General features: G+C 62.8%; 10 protein-coding genes. 3 read left to right on the top strand and 7 right to left on the bottom strand.

The features are described from left to right. Nucleotides 1-36 precede the first annotated feature (36 nt). Genes ELX51_RS17020 through ELX51_RS17030 form a run of 3 tightly spaced genes read right to left on the bottom strand, consistent with a single transcriptional unit; the run spans nucleotide 37 to nucleotide 4865 of the window. Entirely contained in the window at nucleotides 37-1941 is a 1905-nt protein-coding gene (locus ELX51_RS17020; RefSeq protein WP_127754612.1) for a glycosyltransferase family 2 protein, read from the bottom strand. Continuing rightward, nucleotides 1935-3662 (bottom strand): cellulose biosynthesis cyclic di-GMP-binding regulatory protein BcsB, encoded by a 1728-nt coding sequence (locus ELX51_RS17025; protein ID WP_127754613.1) that lies wholly within the window; start codon nucleotides 3660-3662, stop codon nucleotides 1935-1937. The genes ELX51_RS17020 and ELX51_RS17025 overlap by 7 nt, the downstream gene beginning before the upstream one ends. Before the next feature lie 9 nt (nucleotides 3663-3671). Further along, nucleotides 3672-4865 (bottom strand): NAD-dependent epimerase/dehydratase family protein, encoded by a 1194-nt coding sequence (locus ELX51_RS17030; protein ID WP_127754614.1) that lies wholly within the window; start codon nucleotides 4863-4865, stop codon nucleotides 3672-3674. Between the two features lie 356 nt (nucleotides 4866-5221). Here ELX51_RS17030 and ELX51_RS17035 point away from each other — a divergent pair, with 356 nt between their 5' ends. After that, entirely contained in the window at nucleotides 5222-5758 is a 537-nt protein-coding gene (locus tag ELX51_RS17035) for a DUF1269 domain-containing protein (protein WP_127754615.1), read from the top strand. Nucleotides 5759-5837: 79 nt separating this feature from the next. Further along, entirely contained in the window at nucleotides 5838-6425 is a 588-nt protein-coding gene (locus ELX51_RS17040) for a helix-turn-helix domain-containing protein (RefSeq protein ID WP_127754616.1), read from the top strand. A 101-nt stretch (nucleotides 6426-6526) separates the two neighbouring features. Here ELX51_RS17040 and ELX51_RS17045 read toward each other — a convergent pair whose 3' ends face one another. Together ELX51_RS17045 and ELX51_RS17050 are read right to left on the bottom strand one after the other, a co-directional pair. Then, on the bottom strand, nucleotides 6527-7339 hold the full coding sequence (locus tag ELX51_RS17045; protein ID WP_127754617.1) for a universal stress protein: 813 nt from the start codon (nucleotides 7337-7339) through the stop codon (nucleotides 6527-6529). A gap of 18 nt (nucleotides 7340-7357) precedes the next feature. After that, on the bottom strand, nucleotides 7358-7903 hold the full coding sequence (locus tag ELX51_RS17050; protein WP_127754618.1) for a GNAT family N-acetyltransferase: 546 nt from the start codon (nucleotides 7901-7903) through the stop codon (nucleotides 7358-7360). Nucleotides 7904-8148: 245 nt separating this feature from the next. Between ELX51_RS17050 and ELX51_RS17055 the strand changes: the two genes are divergently transcribed. After that, complete coding sequence (locus ELX51_RS17055; protein WP_348983124.1) at nucleotides 8149-8565, top strand: host attachment family protein; 417 nt, start codon at nucleotides 8149-8151, stop codon at nucleotides 8563-8565. A gap of 27 nt (nucleotides 8566-8592) precedes the next feature. Here ELX51_RS17055 and ELX51_RS17060 read toward each other — a convergent pair whose 3' ends face one another. Continuing rightward, entirely contained in the window at nucleotides 8593-10632 is a 2040-nt protein-coding gene (locus tag ELX51_RS17060) for a response regulator (protein ID WP_248305166.1), read from the bottom strand. Then, nucleotides 10629-16304, bottom strand: a complete 5676-nt coding sequence (locus tag ELX51_RS17065; protein WP_127755357.1) for a HAMP domain-containing protein — start codon at nucleotides 16302-16304, stop codon at nucleotides 10629-10631. Before ELX51_RS17065 ends, ELX51_RS17060 begins: the two co-directional genes overlap by 4 nt. Between the last annotated feature and the right edge of the window lie 194 nt (nucleotides 16305-16498).

A 16498-nucleotide genomic window follows, 5' to 3' on the forward strand; every position in this document is an offset into this window, starting at 1 on the left:
GTGGCCTGAACCCTCGCGCCAGGGGCGAGCTGAGCCTTAGCTGGTCGCCCCAATGGTCCGGTGCGCCATTGCGGGGGCAGTGCCGATCCGCCTTTCATTGGCGAGCCGCGCCCGCTCGCGCGCTGGCGACAGCACCCCCGCGCGCGCGGTGTAGCGCTCGAAGGTCATCGAAAGCACCGCTTCCAGGGTGAAATAATAGCGCAGCATGCGGAAGGCGATATAGGCGGGCAGCTGCAGCAAGTCGCCAGGGCGAAGATTGACGAGAATGGCGATAACTGCGTTGAGCAATGGGGCGCCCATCAGAATGGCCAGCAGCGAGGTGGCGCTGGCCGTGCTTCTGGGATCGGCATGAAGCAGCAGGAAGTTGATCGCGAAAAACAGCAGCGGCCAGCCCATGGCGCGCCGCCCCGTATTCATCAGCATGAAGGGCAGCACGATCTTGCCACGCACCGAGGGGGTAAAACCTGCCAGCAATTGGCGGTTCCGGGCCGCCACATGATAAAGCGAGCGATACCAGCGCTGCCGCTGTTCGCGCAGATGCGCAAAGCTGCGTGGCACCTCGGAGATGAACCGCAGCTGTGGATCAACGATCAGCCGATACCCGGCTTCCCCGATCCGCAGCGCGGCGTCGGTATCCTCGCCGTTCAAGCCATTGGCGAACCCGCCAACCTCCCGCACAACCGCGGTGCGGTAGCAGGCGAACATACCGGGAATGCCGATGATCACGTCCGCAGCGCCGAAGGCGACCTGATCATAGCCCGACTTGAGCAACACCTCGATCTGGCGCGGCCCATCAAAGGCTCCGCCACCTGGCGGCATGGGCATGCCACCGACACAGCCGACATAGGGATGGGCGAAGTGCGCGAGACAATCCGCCAGCAGCTGCGGATGGAGCAGCGTATCGGCATCGAGGCGGGCAAAGAACTCGGTTTGCACCGCCGCAAGGCCCCGGTTCAAGGCACGCGACTTGCCCGGCGTGGGCTCACGCAGCAACTGCCCCGTCACATGCTCGCAGCGCGCAAAGGCTGCCTCGGCCGCCGCCGGCGTATCGTCGCTGGAGTTGTTGTCCACAACGATCAGCGTCACGGCGCCGGCATAATTGCCTGCCGCAATATCGGCCGCCGCAATAGCGGCGGCGATGTTGTGGCTTTCGTTGTGGGCCGGAATGAGCAGGGTTATGTCGGGGGCAAAATTCTTGCGGCCCCGGAACAGGTTCTGAAACGCAGCCAGGATGTTAAGAAGAAAGAAAATCAGCGGCACGAACATGAACAGGCCGACGGCGACGCCCCCCAGCAGCGACATCTCGCGCAGCCGGTAAACAATGGGCAGATCAAGCCGCATCACCCAGACGGACACCGCCGCCGAAATCACGATGGTGCTGGCAAGGGTCAGCAGAGAGCCCAGCTTGAACCGCAAGTTGAGCCGAGCATCGTCGCGCTCGGGCATATCGGCGCAGGACAGCATGGTGAGCGAAAATATGTAAAAGCCCGCGAGACCGGTGATGATGCTGATCGCCTGCAGGGGCAGGCTCACGCCGGTCAGCGCCAACAACACGCCATTGCAAAGATCGAGCGTGGCACAGAACAGGGCAAAAGGCAGCACCAGCTCCAAGCCAAACAGCAGCCGCGCCCAGCCTGGCGCCTGGATCGTGGTGGCGAAGGCCAGATAGAAGCTCAACACGAAGATGCGCAGCGGCACGGCATAATTGCCGTCATATTGCGAGAAATAAAGGTCGCCGTCCGGGAATATCGCCCGGAGTGCCGGTTGCCGTTCGACCAGGATCAGCAGCACGAACGAGATCAGCGTAGCCAGCGCCAGCACCTGTGGGGCACTGGTGCTGGCTACGGGGCGGGACAGCAGCGGCGGCGCCGAGTCGTGGGATCTGTATTGATCCGGCTGCAGCCGATGCTGGAGTGCCTGGCGTTGGGGTGTTTCTACCATGATACAAACAGCGCACCGGGTTGAACAGGATCGGCAGTCCCGCGGTCGCGCCACTCGTCCAAGGGCCAGACGGCAACGCCATCAGGGTCCTGGCCTTCATGGGCAACAACAAGAAAGCCCTGGGAAGCATCGTTGTCGCGCAGCGCCTGGAGCGCGGGCTCGTCCAGCATCTGGATGCTGACCGGCTTTTCCTCGAGGAACGAGGCCGGCACATCGAGGGGCAGGATCAGGTCAAGCAGGCGCTGGGTCTGCAATGTCGCGCCCTGGTCGGCGCTGGCGGGACCGGCAACAAAGACTCCGCCCGAGCCGGCCAGCGCGGACACGAGGACCTGCTTGGCCCCTTCGGGGGTCTGGACGGGATCGAGATAGCTTTCGGGCAGCAATTGCGCGGCAGCTTCGGGACCGGCCCGGCAGATGCCCTGGTTGGGGGAATTGTCGACCAGGACGATCGCCAGCTGGTTGGACAGGAACTGGAACTGGGCGGGCAGTGGCACATCGAGGGTGATGGCGCCATCGGTGCCGGGATGATTGGCGGCATGAACGAGGTTGCCATTGAGCAGCACCCGCAGCGACCACTGGTTTGGCTCCACCAGCTGACTGGTCTTGAGCGCTAGATGGAGGCGTGCTGGCGCGAGCCCATCGGGCAGATCGGCAAGCTTGTAGTCGAGCAGCCAGCGGCTCGAGCCGCGGAAGGTATGCGCCGCCAGATCGGGGGTCAGCGCATTGATGGGCAGCGGCCACTGGGCCTCGTAACTGGCGGGCAATGTAGCCCCCTTGATCCGTGCGACCATGTCGAGGGCCTCCGTTCCGGCAAGCGTGATTTGACCGGCGTCGTTCATGCTCAGGGGCTCGGCGGCCTCAGCCACGAGCGAAAAAGATCCGTTCTGGTCCAGGGGGCGCGCTTGGGCCGGAACACCCTGGCGCGACAACCACTGCGTGGCCCAGGCCTGCATTGCCGGCTGGTCGGGCGCCCACAATCCGATCGGCTCGGAGGCGAGCGCGATCCTGGTTTCCACATCGCTGCGGGGCGCATCGAGCTGCAGGGCCAGCCCACTGCTTTCGAGCACCGCGATGGCAGCACCCAGATTGGCGGCATTGGTGGGACAGATCTGGCCCCAGTTGGTGGTGCCATTGGCATCAAGGGTGACAAGGATTTCTCCCGCCGCCAGGTCCGCTGGAAGCAAGGGATAGGTCAGCTGCAGCGTGGTCGTGCCGCGCATGAGCACGATGGCATCGCGTTCGGTGCCATTAACAAGGACGGTCAATAGTCCATCGCCCTGCTCGACCAGTTCGCTTTGCAGGTCCAGCTGCACCTGGCCCTCAACAATGTTGACGCCTTCGGGCAAGGGGAAACGTAGGGTAGCGTGGGCGGGGAAACCCGCCAGGCCCATCCAGATGCCGGGCTGTGCCCGAGGAATGCGCACGACTGCCTCGCCCGCGGTCAAGCGGGCCGGAGCTGCCTGTTGTCGACCGGTAGCGGCTGGAGCCGCTTCGGCTTGCGCCGCCGCCGCAGGGGCCGCCGCTTGGCCCTGGGCTGGGGGAGCCCCGGCCGGCGGGCTGTCAGCCTGCGCAAGTTGGATGGGTGCTGCCTCGCCTCCTTCCGAGAAGCCGAGGCGCTCGGTGAGATTGGCGGCAAAGCCGGGGTCGCTGAACAACACGGACAGTGTCGTTACCCCAAAGATGATCACGGCGAACATGACGAGGCGGAGGGCATCACGCATGGCTCAAACTCACTCTTTCACAAGGCCGGGGCGATGGTTTCGGGTCCACAAGGAGCGGGCCGCCACCATTTTGGGGTTGTAGCGCGACTTGAAGCGCTCCACGATTTCCATGGTTTCGCCGAACAGCTGTTCACGCAGCAGGATCGGATCGAGCCCTAAAGATCGGAAAGCCGCATTGGACATGAGCAGATCGTTTTCGGCGTCTTCATTGCGGGGATTGTCGACATAGGCGATGCGCGCGCCGGTCATGGCGGCGATCATCTCGGCCAAATCCCGCACCCGCTTGGTTTCGGCAACCTGATTGAAGATCTTGACCCGATCGCCGGGCTGGGGCGGATTGTCGATGGCGAGCTGGACGCAGCGCACCGTGTCCTGGATGTTGATAAAGGCGCGCGTCTGCCCTCCGGTGCCATGCACGGTCAGGGCATGGCCCACCACGGCCTGCATCAGGAAGCGATTGAGCACCGTGCCGTAATCGCCATCATAATCGAAGCGGTTCACGAGCCCGTCGTGCTGGCGGGTTTCCTCGGTCTGCGTGCCCCAAACAATGCCCTGGTGCAGATCGGTGATCGGCAGGCGATCATTGTGGGCGTAGTATTGAAAGATCAGCTGATCCATCGACTTGGTCAGGTGATAGACCGAGCCGGGACTGGTGGGGAACAGGATCGAGCGCTTCACAAAATCATTGTCGTGGGCCTTGATCAGGACATCGAGATAGCCTTCGGGGATTTCGACCCCGGCGCTGGCATAACCATAAACGCCGGTCGTCCCCAGATGGACAACGTGAATAGACTTGGCAAGATCAACAATGGCCGTCAGCAAGTTGTTCGTGCCACCAATATTGTTCTCCATCGTATAGCGCTTGTGACTTGAATTGGTCATCGAGTAAGGGGCGGAGCGTTGTTCAGCAAAGTGGACGACGGTATCGGGCGCAAATATCTCGATGGCGTCGCGCAGGCTGTGGAAGTCGCGGGCGACGTCGATAAAGAAGTAGTCGATCTGCTGGCCCGATATATCCCGCCAGATGTCGAGCCGCTCCCGGATGGAGGTGATCGGGCTGAGGCTGCCCGCGCCCATTTCGTCATCGATGTGGCGGCGCGACAGATTGTCGATGATGCCAACCCGGTAGCCGCGGGCCGAAAGGTGCAAGGCTGTGGGCCAGCCGCAAAAGCCGTCCCCGCCAAGAACGAGTACCGATCGCATTTTCAACTCCGCAGTTGGGCATGCATCCGGGAGGACGCTCCTGATAGCGGGCGATCATAGGGAGCACATCGAACAGCTTATTGACATTCGTCAAGATTGCGGAATTGTTCCGGCACAAAGAAGACAAGCCGGACCAATAAACTTAGAGACTTATTCCACTATTTGCTCGCGTATATTTCAAGACTGTCACACAATCTAAATTGCCACGATCGCAGTTCTTCTATGAATCAAAGTCCAAGTACTCTGGCAACGGAACTAAATATTGCCTCGACGTATTTTGATTTTTGTCAGGACGGCGGTGAAGCTTCTCAGTTCACGTACCGGCGGACACACTTGATTTTCAAGGAGATGGCAAGGTGAGTGACCTAATAGCGATATCGTTTGACGACGTGAATGAAGCCGACCGCGTGCTCCACGAACTCAATCAACTCCAAAAGGAGTACCTGATTGATCTCGACGATGCCGTGGTGGTGATCCGCCGCCACGACGGCAAGATCAATCTTAAGCAGAGTTACAATGTGGCCGGCGCGGGCGCCGCCTATGGTGGGCTTTCGGGCATCGCCTGGGGCACCCTTGTTGGCCTGTTGTTCCTCAATCCGCTCGCCGGCCTGGCCATAGGCGGGCTGCTTGGCGCTGCCACTGGCGCCATTTCGGGGTCGCTCGTCGATTATGGGCTGGATGATAGCTTTGTCCGCTCCGTGGCGGAAAAGCTGACCCCCGGCACCTCGGCCTTGTTCATCCTGGTGCGCAAGGCGCAACCGGAAAAGGTTATCGCCGAGCTGTCCAAGTTCAATGGCACGATCCTGAAAAGCTCGCTTTCGCCCGACCAGGAGAAAAAGCTGCACGAGGCAATCATGCGCGCTCGCCAGCAAGACAATCCGGTCGCAGCCTAAGGAGCCATGCCATGCATCTTGCTGCCCCAGACTGACGACCCTCCCGATCAGCAGCGCAATGAACCCTTAGGAGCCAGGCATGAGCCAACATGTTAAGACCTCCAGTGCCGAGGCACCTATCTCCATCTACAGCAATGGCATGAAGATCTACCGGCAAGGGGACCCTTCGGGGTCCCTGTACTCGGTACAGTTCGGGTGCGTCCTCCTGGCCCGCGTGACCTATGGCGGCAATCGCCAGGTCGGCGGGTTCTTTTTTCCCAACGAAGTGTTTGGCTGGGAAAGCGAAAGCGAACACTGTTTCTCCGCTGAATCGGCAGGAACCACCGGTATTCGGGTGTTCGGGCCCACCAAGGACCCCAATGCCGCCGAATGGCGCCACAAGCAGCTCCTGCCCAGCCTCACCCGCCTGCGCGAACAATTGTTGATCGTTTCGCTGGGAACGGCCGATGCGCGCCTGGCGGCGTTCTTTTGCGACCTCGTCGAGCGCAACGGCAACAATCTTCTGGCGCTTCCCATGCACCGGCTCGACATCGCCGCTTACCTTGGCATCAGCCCCGAAACGGTTTCGCGGGTCCTGCGGCGGTTCAAGGATGCCGGGATCGTCAGCGTGCCCAGCACCCACTACATCAAAGTGCTGAACCTGCCCGCACTCCAGCAGATCCAGTGATCGCATAGCTCCCGCCCCCCTCCCCGCTGGGGGAGGGCGGGCCGGAGCGCCTCAGTGCACCACCAGGCCCTTGGGGCACAACCGTCTAGGCAGGCATGGCGCTAACGGGCCATCAGCACCGGAATATCGGCATGGGTCAGCACATAGCGGGTGGCCCCGCCCAGCACCCAGTCCATGAATTTGGAATGGCCATAGCCGCCCATCACCAGCAGATTGGCCCCGGTGCGCCCGACCTCGTCGAGCAAGGCTTCCCCTGAGCCCTCGGTGTCGGTGTCGAGCGTCCTGACCTCGGCCGAGATGCCGTGGCGCCGCAAATGGCGGGCAAGATCACCAGCGGACAGGGCGTCCTCATCCTGGCGCAGCGAGACGATGATCACCTGGCTGGCCTGCTCGAGAAAGGGCATGGCTTCGGTAATGGCGCGCACCGCCTCGCGGCTGCCATCCCAGGCGACCGTCACCGTATTGAAGCCATTGGTGTGCCGGCCATTCTGGGGCACGAACAAGCACGCCCGCCCCGAGCCGAACAACACGGACACTTCCATGTTCACGTCCTCGGCCGGATCCTCCTCGGGCCGGGCTGCCACAAAAAGGTCGGCGACGCGGGCGCGCGCAGCCATGGCCTGCCCCGCAGCGCCCGACGACACATCGAGCCGGCGCACATCATGGGGGATGCCCAAATCGTCAAACCGGGTTTTGAGCTTTTTGAAGCTTTCATCGGCGCGCGCAGCGGACTGCTCGAACCAGGGTTCCATCCCGGCCATCACGATGGGGTCGAGATCAGAGGTTTCGGGCAGGATATGCACGTAAAGCCCCGTCAGATGGGCATCGAAGCGGTTGCCGATGGATTCGGCTACTCCCAGGCGCGCTTGGTCCTGGTCTGAACCGGTGAGATGAACCACGATGTTCTTGATCATTTTGCAGCCCTTTTCGCCTTAGGATTGATGCGCATCGAGCGCCCCGGCCAGGGGGCGCAATTGCTTTTCCAGCACAACCACTGTGGGATCGCCCGGGCAGGCCCGGGAGGTGAAACCCATCTCCTTTTCGAGACTGATGGCCGACAGATTGGAGCGGTCCTCGATGGACTCGAGCCGCCCAACGCCCCTGGCCTGGGCAAAGCGGCTCACATAGCCGAGCAGCTCCCAGCTCACGCCGCGGCTCTTGAAGTCCTGCCGGATGGAGATGGCGACTTCCCCCACTGCCATGGCGGGATCGCAGGCCAGCATGGCCGTCGCGATCACCGCGTCCGTCTCGGGGTCGATGGCGACGAAATTTTCAGTGCGTTGATGGTCGACCTCGGTCATGGCCCGGAGGCGATCCTGACCCACCTTCTTGACCGTGCTGAGGAACCGGAAGCGCAGATCCTCGGGCGAGACATGCCCGAAGAATTCCTGCAGCGCCGCCGCGTCATCCCCCCGAACAGGCCGGACATGAAAGGTAAAGCCGGTGCGGGTGGTGAGGTCGGTCTCCCATTGAGCCATGGCCTTGGCGCTCCTGGTCGCGCCGACCGGCTTTGCGCCGGGCGGTGGCCCGCACCATGCCCCATTCCCGCAGCAAGGTTTTGACGCTTATCAATTCCGGCGCGTCCTGGCGCAGCGGTTTGCGGAGCGAATGCGCGTGGGGTTTACGACCTCGTTAAGCCCATGCGGGCAAAACCGGGAACATCGCGCCCAACCGCTTCGTTTGCCTGCAAATCGCCCGCCCGCGGGGACCCAGGAAATCAATCATGTCCGATATCATTTACATTCCCCAGCGCACGCTGGTGGTGGTCGCTGATGGGCACCAGGCCGTGCTGCTGCGCACCCATGGGATCAGGGCAAATCTGAGCCTGACCGAAGAACAGCGCCTCACGCCGCAGAACCTTGACCGCGAAGGCCCGTCCGGGGTCCGCCCCGAGGAGCAAACGCCCCGCCAGACCGACGAGGCGACCTTCGCCAAGCAACTGGCCGAAGCCCTTTACACAATGAAGCAGGCCAACAAGTTCGAGCATCTCGTGCTCGCTGCCGATCCGCAGACCCTGGGTCAGCTGCGCCAAACCATGCACAAGACCGTTTCGGCCAGCATCATGCTGGAGCTGCCCAAGGAACTCACCAGGCAAACAACCGCGGAAATCGCCGCCGCCATCCGCGACGCAGCCGGCTGACGCCGACCGCCTTGTTTTGAAGCGCCGCTAGTGCGTCGAGCGCTGGACGGCGACATTGCGGACCGCTTGCAGCAATGCGGCCCGGGTAAAGGGCTTGGCCAGCAGCGGAACATCGGATGGCCGGCGAGCGACGTCTTCCAGATCGGCGTAGCCGCTGATGATGACGGCGGGCCATAGCGGCCGCTGCGCCCGCGCGGCTGTGATCAGGTCAAGTCCGGACATGTTGGGCATGGCATAATCGGTGACAATGACGTCGAAGCGGTCCGCCCCGCCCCGGATCAACTCCAGCGCCTCGGTGCCGCTCGCCGCGCAAGTGACCGCATAACCGGCATCGCTCAGATGCATCTGGGTAAGATCGCGCAAACCCACCGCGTCATCGACCAGCAAAATCGTTTGCCCGGCGGTGACAGCCAGCTCCGGCTCGCTGATCGCGTCCGAGATCAGGCTGGGGGCGATCTCGGCGCAGCGCGGCAACCAGACCTCCATAACCGTGCCCGCCCCCACTACGCTCGAAGTGAGCAGCGTTCCCCCCGACTGCTGGGCAAAGCCCAGCACGGAGCTTAAGCCCAGGCCTGTGCCCTTGCCCGCATCTTTGGTGGTGAAGAAAGGCTCGAGCACCCGCTCCAGCAGTTCGGGCGGAATGCCGGTGCCGGTATCGGCGACCGACAGCACGACATAATCGCCGGCCTTGAGGTCCCCTCTGTCAACCGGCAGGTGCCGGTTGACGCAAGTGATGGTCACCGTGCCGCCCGTCGGCATGGCATCGCGCGCATTGATCACGAGATTCATCAGCGCCAGCTCAAGTTCGCCCCCGTCCACAAAGGCGGGCCAAAGCGCAGCCTCGAGCTCCCAGCTCAGCGTCACGAGCCCGCCCAGCACCGGCGCCAGCAGGCCATCAAGCGCCTGCGCCACCGCCTCGATCCGGATCACCTCGGGCTGCAGGTTCTGCCGGCGCGAAAAGGTCAGCATGCGATTAACCAGATGCGCGCCTTGCTGGGCGGCATGGCGCATCATGCCCAAAACCTTGCGACCGCGTTCATCAAGTTCGCTGCGCCGCTCAAGGAGGCCAATCCCGCTCAGCACGGAAGCGAGAAGATTGTTGAAGTCGTGCGCGATCCCGCCGGTCAGCTTGCCGATCGCATCGAGCTTTTGCGATTGCAGCAATTGGTCCTGGAGCCGGCGCTGTTCGGTGATGTCGCGCAGCGTCCCGACATGAATGCCATCCCGTCCGGAAACCGGCACCCTTTGATCCACGAACACGCGATAAGAGCCATCGCGATGCTGCCAGCGATACTCGCCCGGCTTGAAGGCCTCGCCTGCCGCGCCAGTGCCCCCGTCGCGATCGTCGGGGTGGATGCGCCCGAGCCAAAGCCTTGCGTCCTCGGCAAAGGCCTCGGGGGAAAAACCGGTCAGGCTCTCGATATCGCCGGCAATAAAGCTGGGCGCCCCGGCCCCGGCCTCGACCTGATAAACCGCAAGCGGCAGGGAGCGCAGCAGCAGGGCCTGGCGCTCTTCGGCCTCGCGCAGCGCCTGGTCCGTGCGCAGCTTTTCGGTCTGGGCGCGCAGCGCCTCGTGCAGCAGCACCTGCTCGCGCTCGGCATTACGCTCGATCTCGCGGGTTTTTTCAAACAGGCTGACAAAGATCTGCACCTTGGAGCGCAGGATGGTGGGGTCGAACGGCTTGAACACGAAATCCACCGCGCCACTGTCATAGCCGCGCATCAGATGGGCATCTTCCTTGTTGATCGCGGTCAGGAAGATGATCGGGATGTCGCGCGACTGCTCGCGCATGCGCACGAGCTTGGCCGTTTCATAGCCATCGATCCCGGGCATCAGCACATCGAGCAGGATCACCGCGAACTGCTCCTTGAGCAGGAATCGCAGCGCTTCGGTGCCCGAGGACGCGGTGACGATTTCGGCCACATCCTGGAGCACTTCGCTCAGCGCCAGGAGATTGCGCGGATCATCATCCACCACCAGCACGCGCGGACGCGGCGCCGCCCCGGCCAGGCCGTCGCCAGGGCGGCCCAGTTCCATTCCGCTCAGCTCGGTCAAACCCGCGGTCATGCGCGCGTCGCAGTCATGCCCAATGCCGCGCTCCGTTCCCGCGAACGCGCGACCCAGACCCGCAACAGGGCCAGCAACAAATCAAGATCCACCGGCTTGGCAATGTAATCGGACGCTCCTGCATCGAGGCATTTCTGCCGGTCCCCTTTCATCGCCTTGGCGGTGACCGAGATCAGCGGAATATGCGCCAGAGCCAGGCGGCCCCGGATCGTGCGCATGGTTTCGTAGCCATCCATTTCGGGCATCATGATGTCGACCAGGGCAATATGGGTATCGGGATTTTGCTCGAGGATCGCGATGCCCTCGCGCCCGCTTTCGGCATGCAGCACCTCGATGCCGCAGGTTTCGAGCATGCTGGTGAGCGAATAAATGTTGCGGATGTCATCGTCGATGATCAGCACTTTGGTGCCCACCAGATCCTGGGTGGCAGCGCGATCGCTTTCGCCCGGGCCGGACGCTGGCTGGCGCGCGACGAGCTCGGTCAGCTGGGACAGGCTTTCGGCGCGCGGCAGGCTGGCAAGGGCGCTGTTTGCGGCCGAGCCCAGCAGCGCTTCGGCATTGGCGCCAAAGATCACCGTCTTGCCCAGAACTGCGCTCCCGTGACTGCCAAGCCGCCCAAGGGCGGCCTGGTCGTCCTTGGCGGAGCGGCCAATCGCAACCACGACGTGATCATAACCATCCAGCGCCGCCTCATCGCTATTGGCGGGCAGCAGCGCCACGGCGGTGACGGCGGTCAACCCGTCACGGATCGCCTCGGTGGTGGCCAGGCGCCGCTCGGCGTCGGCGTCTACCACGAGCACACGGCGATGATTGCGATCCGGATTGCTGCTGATGGCCTCGAACACGGCCGTCAGCTGCTGCGGATCAACCGGCTTGAGCATCACGCTGGCCGCGCCCTTGGCGGTCAGCTCCGCCGCATGCTCGGCGCCCGAAATCACGTGGATCGGGATCGATGCGGTCTTGGGATCATGCTGCAACAGGTCAAACAGCACCCAACCGTCGATGTCGCTGAGCCCAAGATCAAGCGTGATCGCGTCGGGCATGGTCTTGCGTGCCAATGACAACGTGCCCGAGCCGGCATTGGACAGTACGCCCTTGAGCCCGGCGGAACGGGCGACATCCAGCAGCACCCGGCCAAAGGTCGGGTCGTCCTCGACGATCAGGATCACCTTGTCGCCGGGCTGGATCGTGTTGCGATCGTCGCCATCGGGCGCCTCCCCCGGGCTGGCTGGGCTCGCGGGACTGGGCTCGACCGCAGCGGGGCTATGCTGCAGGCCCAGCGTTTCGGGGCCATCAAGGGGCACGACAAGGGTGAAAGTCGAGCCCTGGCCGGGCGTGCTCTGCACCTTGAGTTCGCCCCCCAGGAGATTGGCGATCTCGCGGCTAATCGAGAGCCCAAGCCCAGTGCCGCCATATTTGCGGCTGGTCGTGCCATCGGCCTGCTGGAAGGCTTCAAAGATCAGCTTCTGCTTTTCCTCGGGAATGCCGATGCCGGTATCGCTGACGGCGACAGCGAGCATGCGACTCCCGCCTTGGCCGTGCGCATCCACCGCTTCGAGGCCGAAGCGGAGTTTGACCTGCCCTTGTGCGGTGAACTTGAAGGCGTTCGATAGGAGGTTCAGCACCACCTGCTGCAGCCGCTTTTCGTCGGTGCGCATGGTTTCGGGCAGCGCCGGATCGATGTCGATGGCAAAGTTCAGCCCCTTGTCGGTGGCGAGCTGGCGGAAGGTGCGCTCCATATGCTGGCGCAGCTGGGTCAGCTTCACATGACCGATATCGATGGAAACTGTGCCGGACTCGATCTTGGAGAGATCGAGAATGTCGTTGATGAGGTTGAGCAGGTCCGTGCCCGCCGCATTGATGGTGCGGGCGAATTCCACCTGCTTGTCGTTCAGGTTCCCCTGCTGGTTGGAGGCGAGGAGCTTGGACAGGATCAGCAGCGAATTGAGCGGCGTGCGCAGCTCGTGGGACATATTGGCCAGGAACTCGGACTTGTATTTGGAGGTCAGCGCCAGCTGTTCGGCCTTTTCCTCGAGCGCCCGGCGGGCCATTTCGATTTCGAGATTCTTGTTCTCGACCTGCTTTTTCTCGTTTTCGAGCAGTTGTGCCTTTTCCTGCAGCTCCTCGTTGGTGGCGTGCAGCTCTTCCTGCTTTTTCGTGAGTTCGGACTGGCGCGACTGCAGCTCGGCGGTCAGCAACTGGGACTGTTTGAGCAGCCCCTCGGTGCGCATGGTGGCCGCAATGGTGTTGAGCACGATGCCCACCGATTCCATCAACTGGTTGAGGAAGCTCTGATGGGTGTCGTTGAACTCGCTGAACGAGGCGAGCTCGATCACGGCCTTGACTTCCTCTTCAAACAGCGCCGGTAGAATGATCACATTGGCCGGATCGGCCGAGCCGAGGCCCGAGCTGATCTTGAGGAAATCGGGCGGCACATTGTCGAGCATGATGACGCGCCGGTCGGCGGCGCTTTGCCCGATCAGCCCCTCGCGCAGCGCCACCTGGCTGCGGATCTGGGCATGGCTTTCCGCCCCATAGCTGGCGGCGAGTTCCAGCCGGGTTTCGCTGTCTTCGCGCGTCGTGACATAGAAGACGCCATATTGCGCGTTCACGAGCGGCGCGAGCTCGCTCATGATGAGGCGCGACACGGTCGAGAGGTCGCGCTCGCCCTGCAGCATGCGCGAAAAGCGCGCCAGGTTGGTCTTGAGCCAATCCTGCTCGGCATTCTTGAGGGTCTGATCCTTGAGATTGCGGATCATCTCGTTGATGTTGTCCTTGAGCGCGGCGACCTCGCCCGAGGCTTCCACCGAAATGGAGCGCGTCAGGTCGCCCTTGGTCACGGCTGTCGACACTTCGGCAATGGCGCGCACCTGGGTGGTGAGGTTCGCCGCCAGCTGGTTCACATTGTCGGTGAGATCGCGCCAGAGGCCCGCCGCGCCTGGCACGCGCGCCTGGCCACCGAGCTTGCCCTCGATACCCACTTCGCGCGCCACATTGGTCACCTGGTCGGCAAAGGTCGCGAGGGTTTCGATCATGCCGTTGATGGTTTCGGCAAGGGCGGCGATTTCGCCCTTGGCATCCACCGCGAGCTTACGCTTGAGGTTACCCTGGGCCACCGCGGTCACCACTTCGGCAATGCCGCGCACCTGGTTGGTGAGGTTGGTCGCCATCAGGTTCACATTGTCGGTGAGGTCTTTCCAGGTGCCGGCCACGCCTTCCACCCGCGCCTGGCCCCCGAGCTTGCCCTCAGTGCCCACTTCACGCGCCACGCGCGTCACTTCGCCAGCAAAGGAGTTGAGCTGGTCCACCATGGTGTTGATGGTGGATTTGAGCTCGAGGATTTCCCCCTTCACATCAACGGTGATCTTTTTGGACAAATCGCCCGAGGCCACGGCGGTCGTCACCTCAGCGATATTGCGCACTTGGCCCGTCAGATTGGCGGCCATGAGGTTCACATTGTCCGTGAGATCCTTCCAAGTGCCGCCGACGCCGCGCACCTGCGCCTGCCCGCCCAGCTTGCCTTCGGTACCCACTTCGCGCGCCACGCGGGTCACTTCCGAGGCAAAGCTATTGAGCTGGTCCACCATGGTGTTGATGGTGTCCTTGAGCTCGAGGATTTCCCCGCGCACCGCCACCGTGATCTTCTTGCTGAGGTCGCCCGAGGCCACCGCGGTGGTGACTTCGGCGATGTTACGCACCTGGCCGGTGAGGTTGGCGGCCATGGCGTTCACATTGTCGGTCAGATCCTTCCAGGTGCCGGCGACGCCGCGCACTTGCGCCTGACCGCCGAGCTTGCCGTCGGTGCCCACTTCGCGCGCCACGCGCGTCACTTCCGAAGCAAAGGAATTGAGCTGGTCCACCATGGTGTTGATGGTGTTCTTGAGCTCGAGGATTTCCCCCTTCACATCCACCGTGATCTTTTTGCTGAGGTCACCCGAAGCCACGGCGGTGGTCACCTCGGCGATGTTGCGCACCTGGCCAGTCAGGTTCTGCGCCATCGAGTTCACATTGTCAGTCAGGTCCTTCCAGGTGCCGGCCACACCCTCCACATGGGCCTGGCCCCCGAGCTTACCCTCGGTACCCACTTCGCGCGCCACGCGCGTCACTTCCCCGGCGAAGGAATTGAGCTGGTCCACCATGGTATTGATGGTGTCCTTGAGCTCGAGGATTTCGCCCTTCACATCCACGGTGATCTTTTTGCTGAGGTCGCCGCGCGCCACGGCGGTGGTCACCTCGGCGATATTGCGCACCTGACCGGTCAGGTTCGCCGCCATCAGGTTCACATTGTCGGTCAGATCCTTCCAGGTGCCGCCGACGCCCTTCACGTCGGCCTGGCCGCCGAGCTTGCCTTCGGTGCCCACTTCGCGCGCCACGCGCGTCACTTCCCCGGCGAAGGAATTGAGCTGGTCCACCATCGTGTTGATGGTGGATTTGAGCTCGAGGATTTCCCCCTTCACGTCCACGGTGATCTTTTTGGACAAGTCACCCGAGGCCACGGCGGTGGTCACCTCAGCGATATTGCGCACCTGACCGGTCAGGTTCGCCGCCATCAAATTCACATTGTCGGTGAGATCCTTCCAGGTGCCGCCAACGCCGCGCACCTGCGCCTGACCGCCGAGCTTGCCTTCGGTACCCACTTCACGCGCCACGCGGGTCACTTCCGAAGCAAAGGAATTGAGCTGGTCCACCATGGTGTTGATGGTGGATTTGAGCTCGAGGATTTCGCCCTTCACGTCCACGGTAATCTTTTTGGACAAATCGCCCGAGGCCACGGCGGTGGTCACTTCGGCAATGTTGCGCACCTGGCCGGTGAGGTTCTCGGCCATGAGGTTCACATTGTCAGTGAGGTCCTTCCAGGTGCCGCCGACGCCTTCCACCCGCGCCTGCCCCCCCAGCTTGCCTTCGGTGCCCACTTCGCGCGCCACGCGCGTCACTTCCGAAGCAAAGGCGTTGAGCTGATCCACCATGGTGTTGATGGTGTTCTTGAGCTCGAGCACCTCGCCCTTCACCTCCACGGTGATCTTGCGGCTGAGATCCCCATTGGCGACGGCCGTGGTCACTTCGGCAATGTTGCGCACCTGGCTGGTGAGGTTGGCCGCCATGGAGTTCACATTGTCGGTCAGATCCTTCCAGGTGCCGGCGACGCCCTTGACCTGCGCCTGACCGCCGAGCTTGCCCTCGGTGCCCACTTCGCGCGCCACGCGCGTCACTTCCGAGGCAAAGCTATTGAGCTGATCGACCATGGTGTTGACCACCTTGCCGATGCGCAGGAATTCGCCGCGCAACGGGCGCCCGTCGATCTCTTCCATCATCGATTGGCTGAGATCGCCCTTGGCCACCGCCCCGATCACGCGCGCCACTTCCGCGGTGGGCTGGACCATGTCCTCGATCAATTCATTGACCGAGCGCACGCTGGCTTCCCAGCTGCCGCTGGCATTGCGCACATGCGCCCGCTCGCCGATCCGGCCGTCCTTGCCCACAACGCGCCCCAGCCGGGCAAATTCATCGGTCAGCGCCTCGTTGAGCTCGACGATTTCGTTGAAGCTTTGCGCGATCTCGAAGTCGATGCCCTCGAAATCCCCATCGAGCCGTACCGAAAAATCGCCGCGCCGGAAGGCGCGCAGGGCGTTGAGGATATGACGGCGATCGAGCTGTTGGGTGGGGGCGGTCATGGTCAAGGTCGTGTGCTCCTCATCGCGGCCAGTCAGCCTCTTGCGGGCGGCCAAAACCCTTCTAGCGCAAGCGCAAACAGATGGCATGGATTTGTTAAAAGCGAAACGAAACTCGCTGTGAGGGTTGATCCATGCGTTGACCGCTCCTACACCCCTGTGCAATGAGCCCGCCCGCGCCATCTGAGTCTGACTTT

The sequence above is a fragment of the Devosia sp. 1566 genome, assembly GCF_004005995.1.
GTDB lineage: Bacteria > Pseudomonadota > Alphaproteobacteria > Rhizobiales > Devosiaceae > Devosia.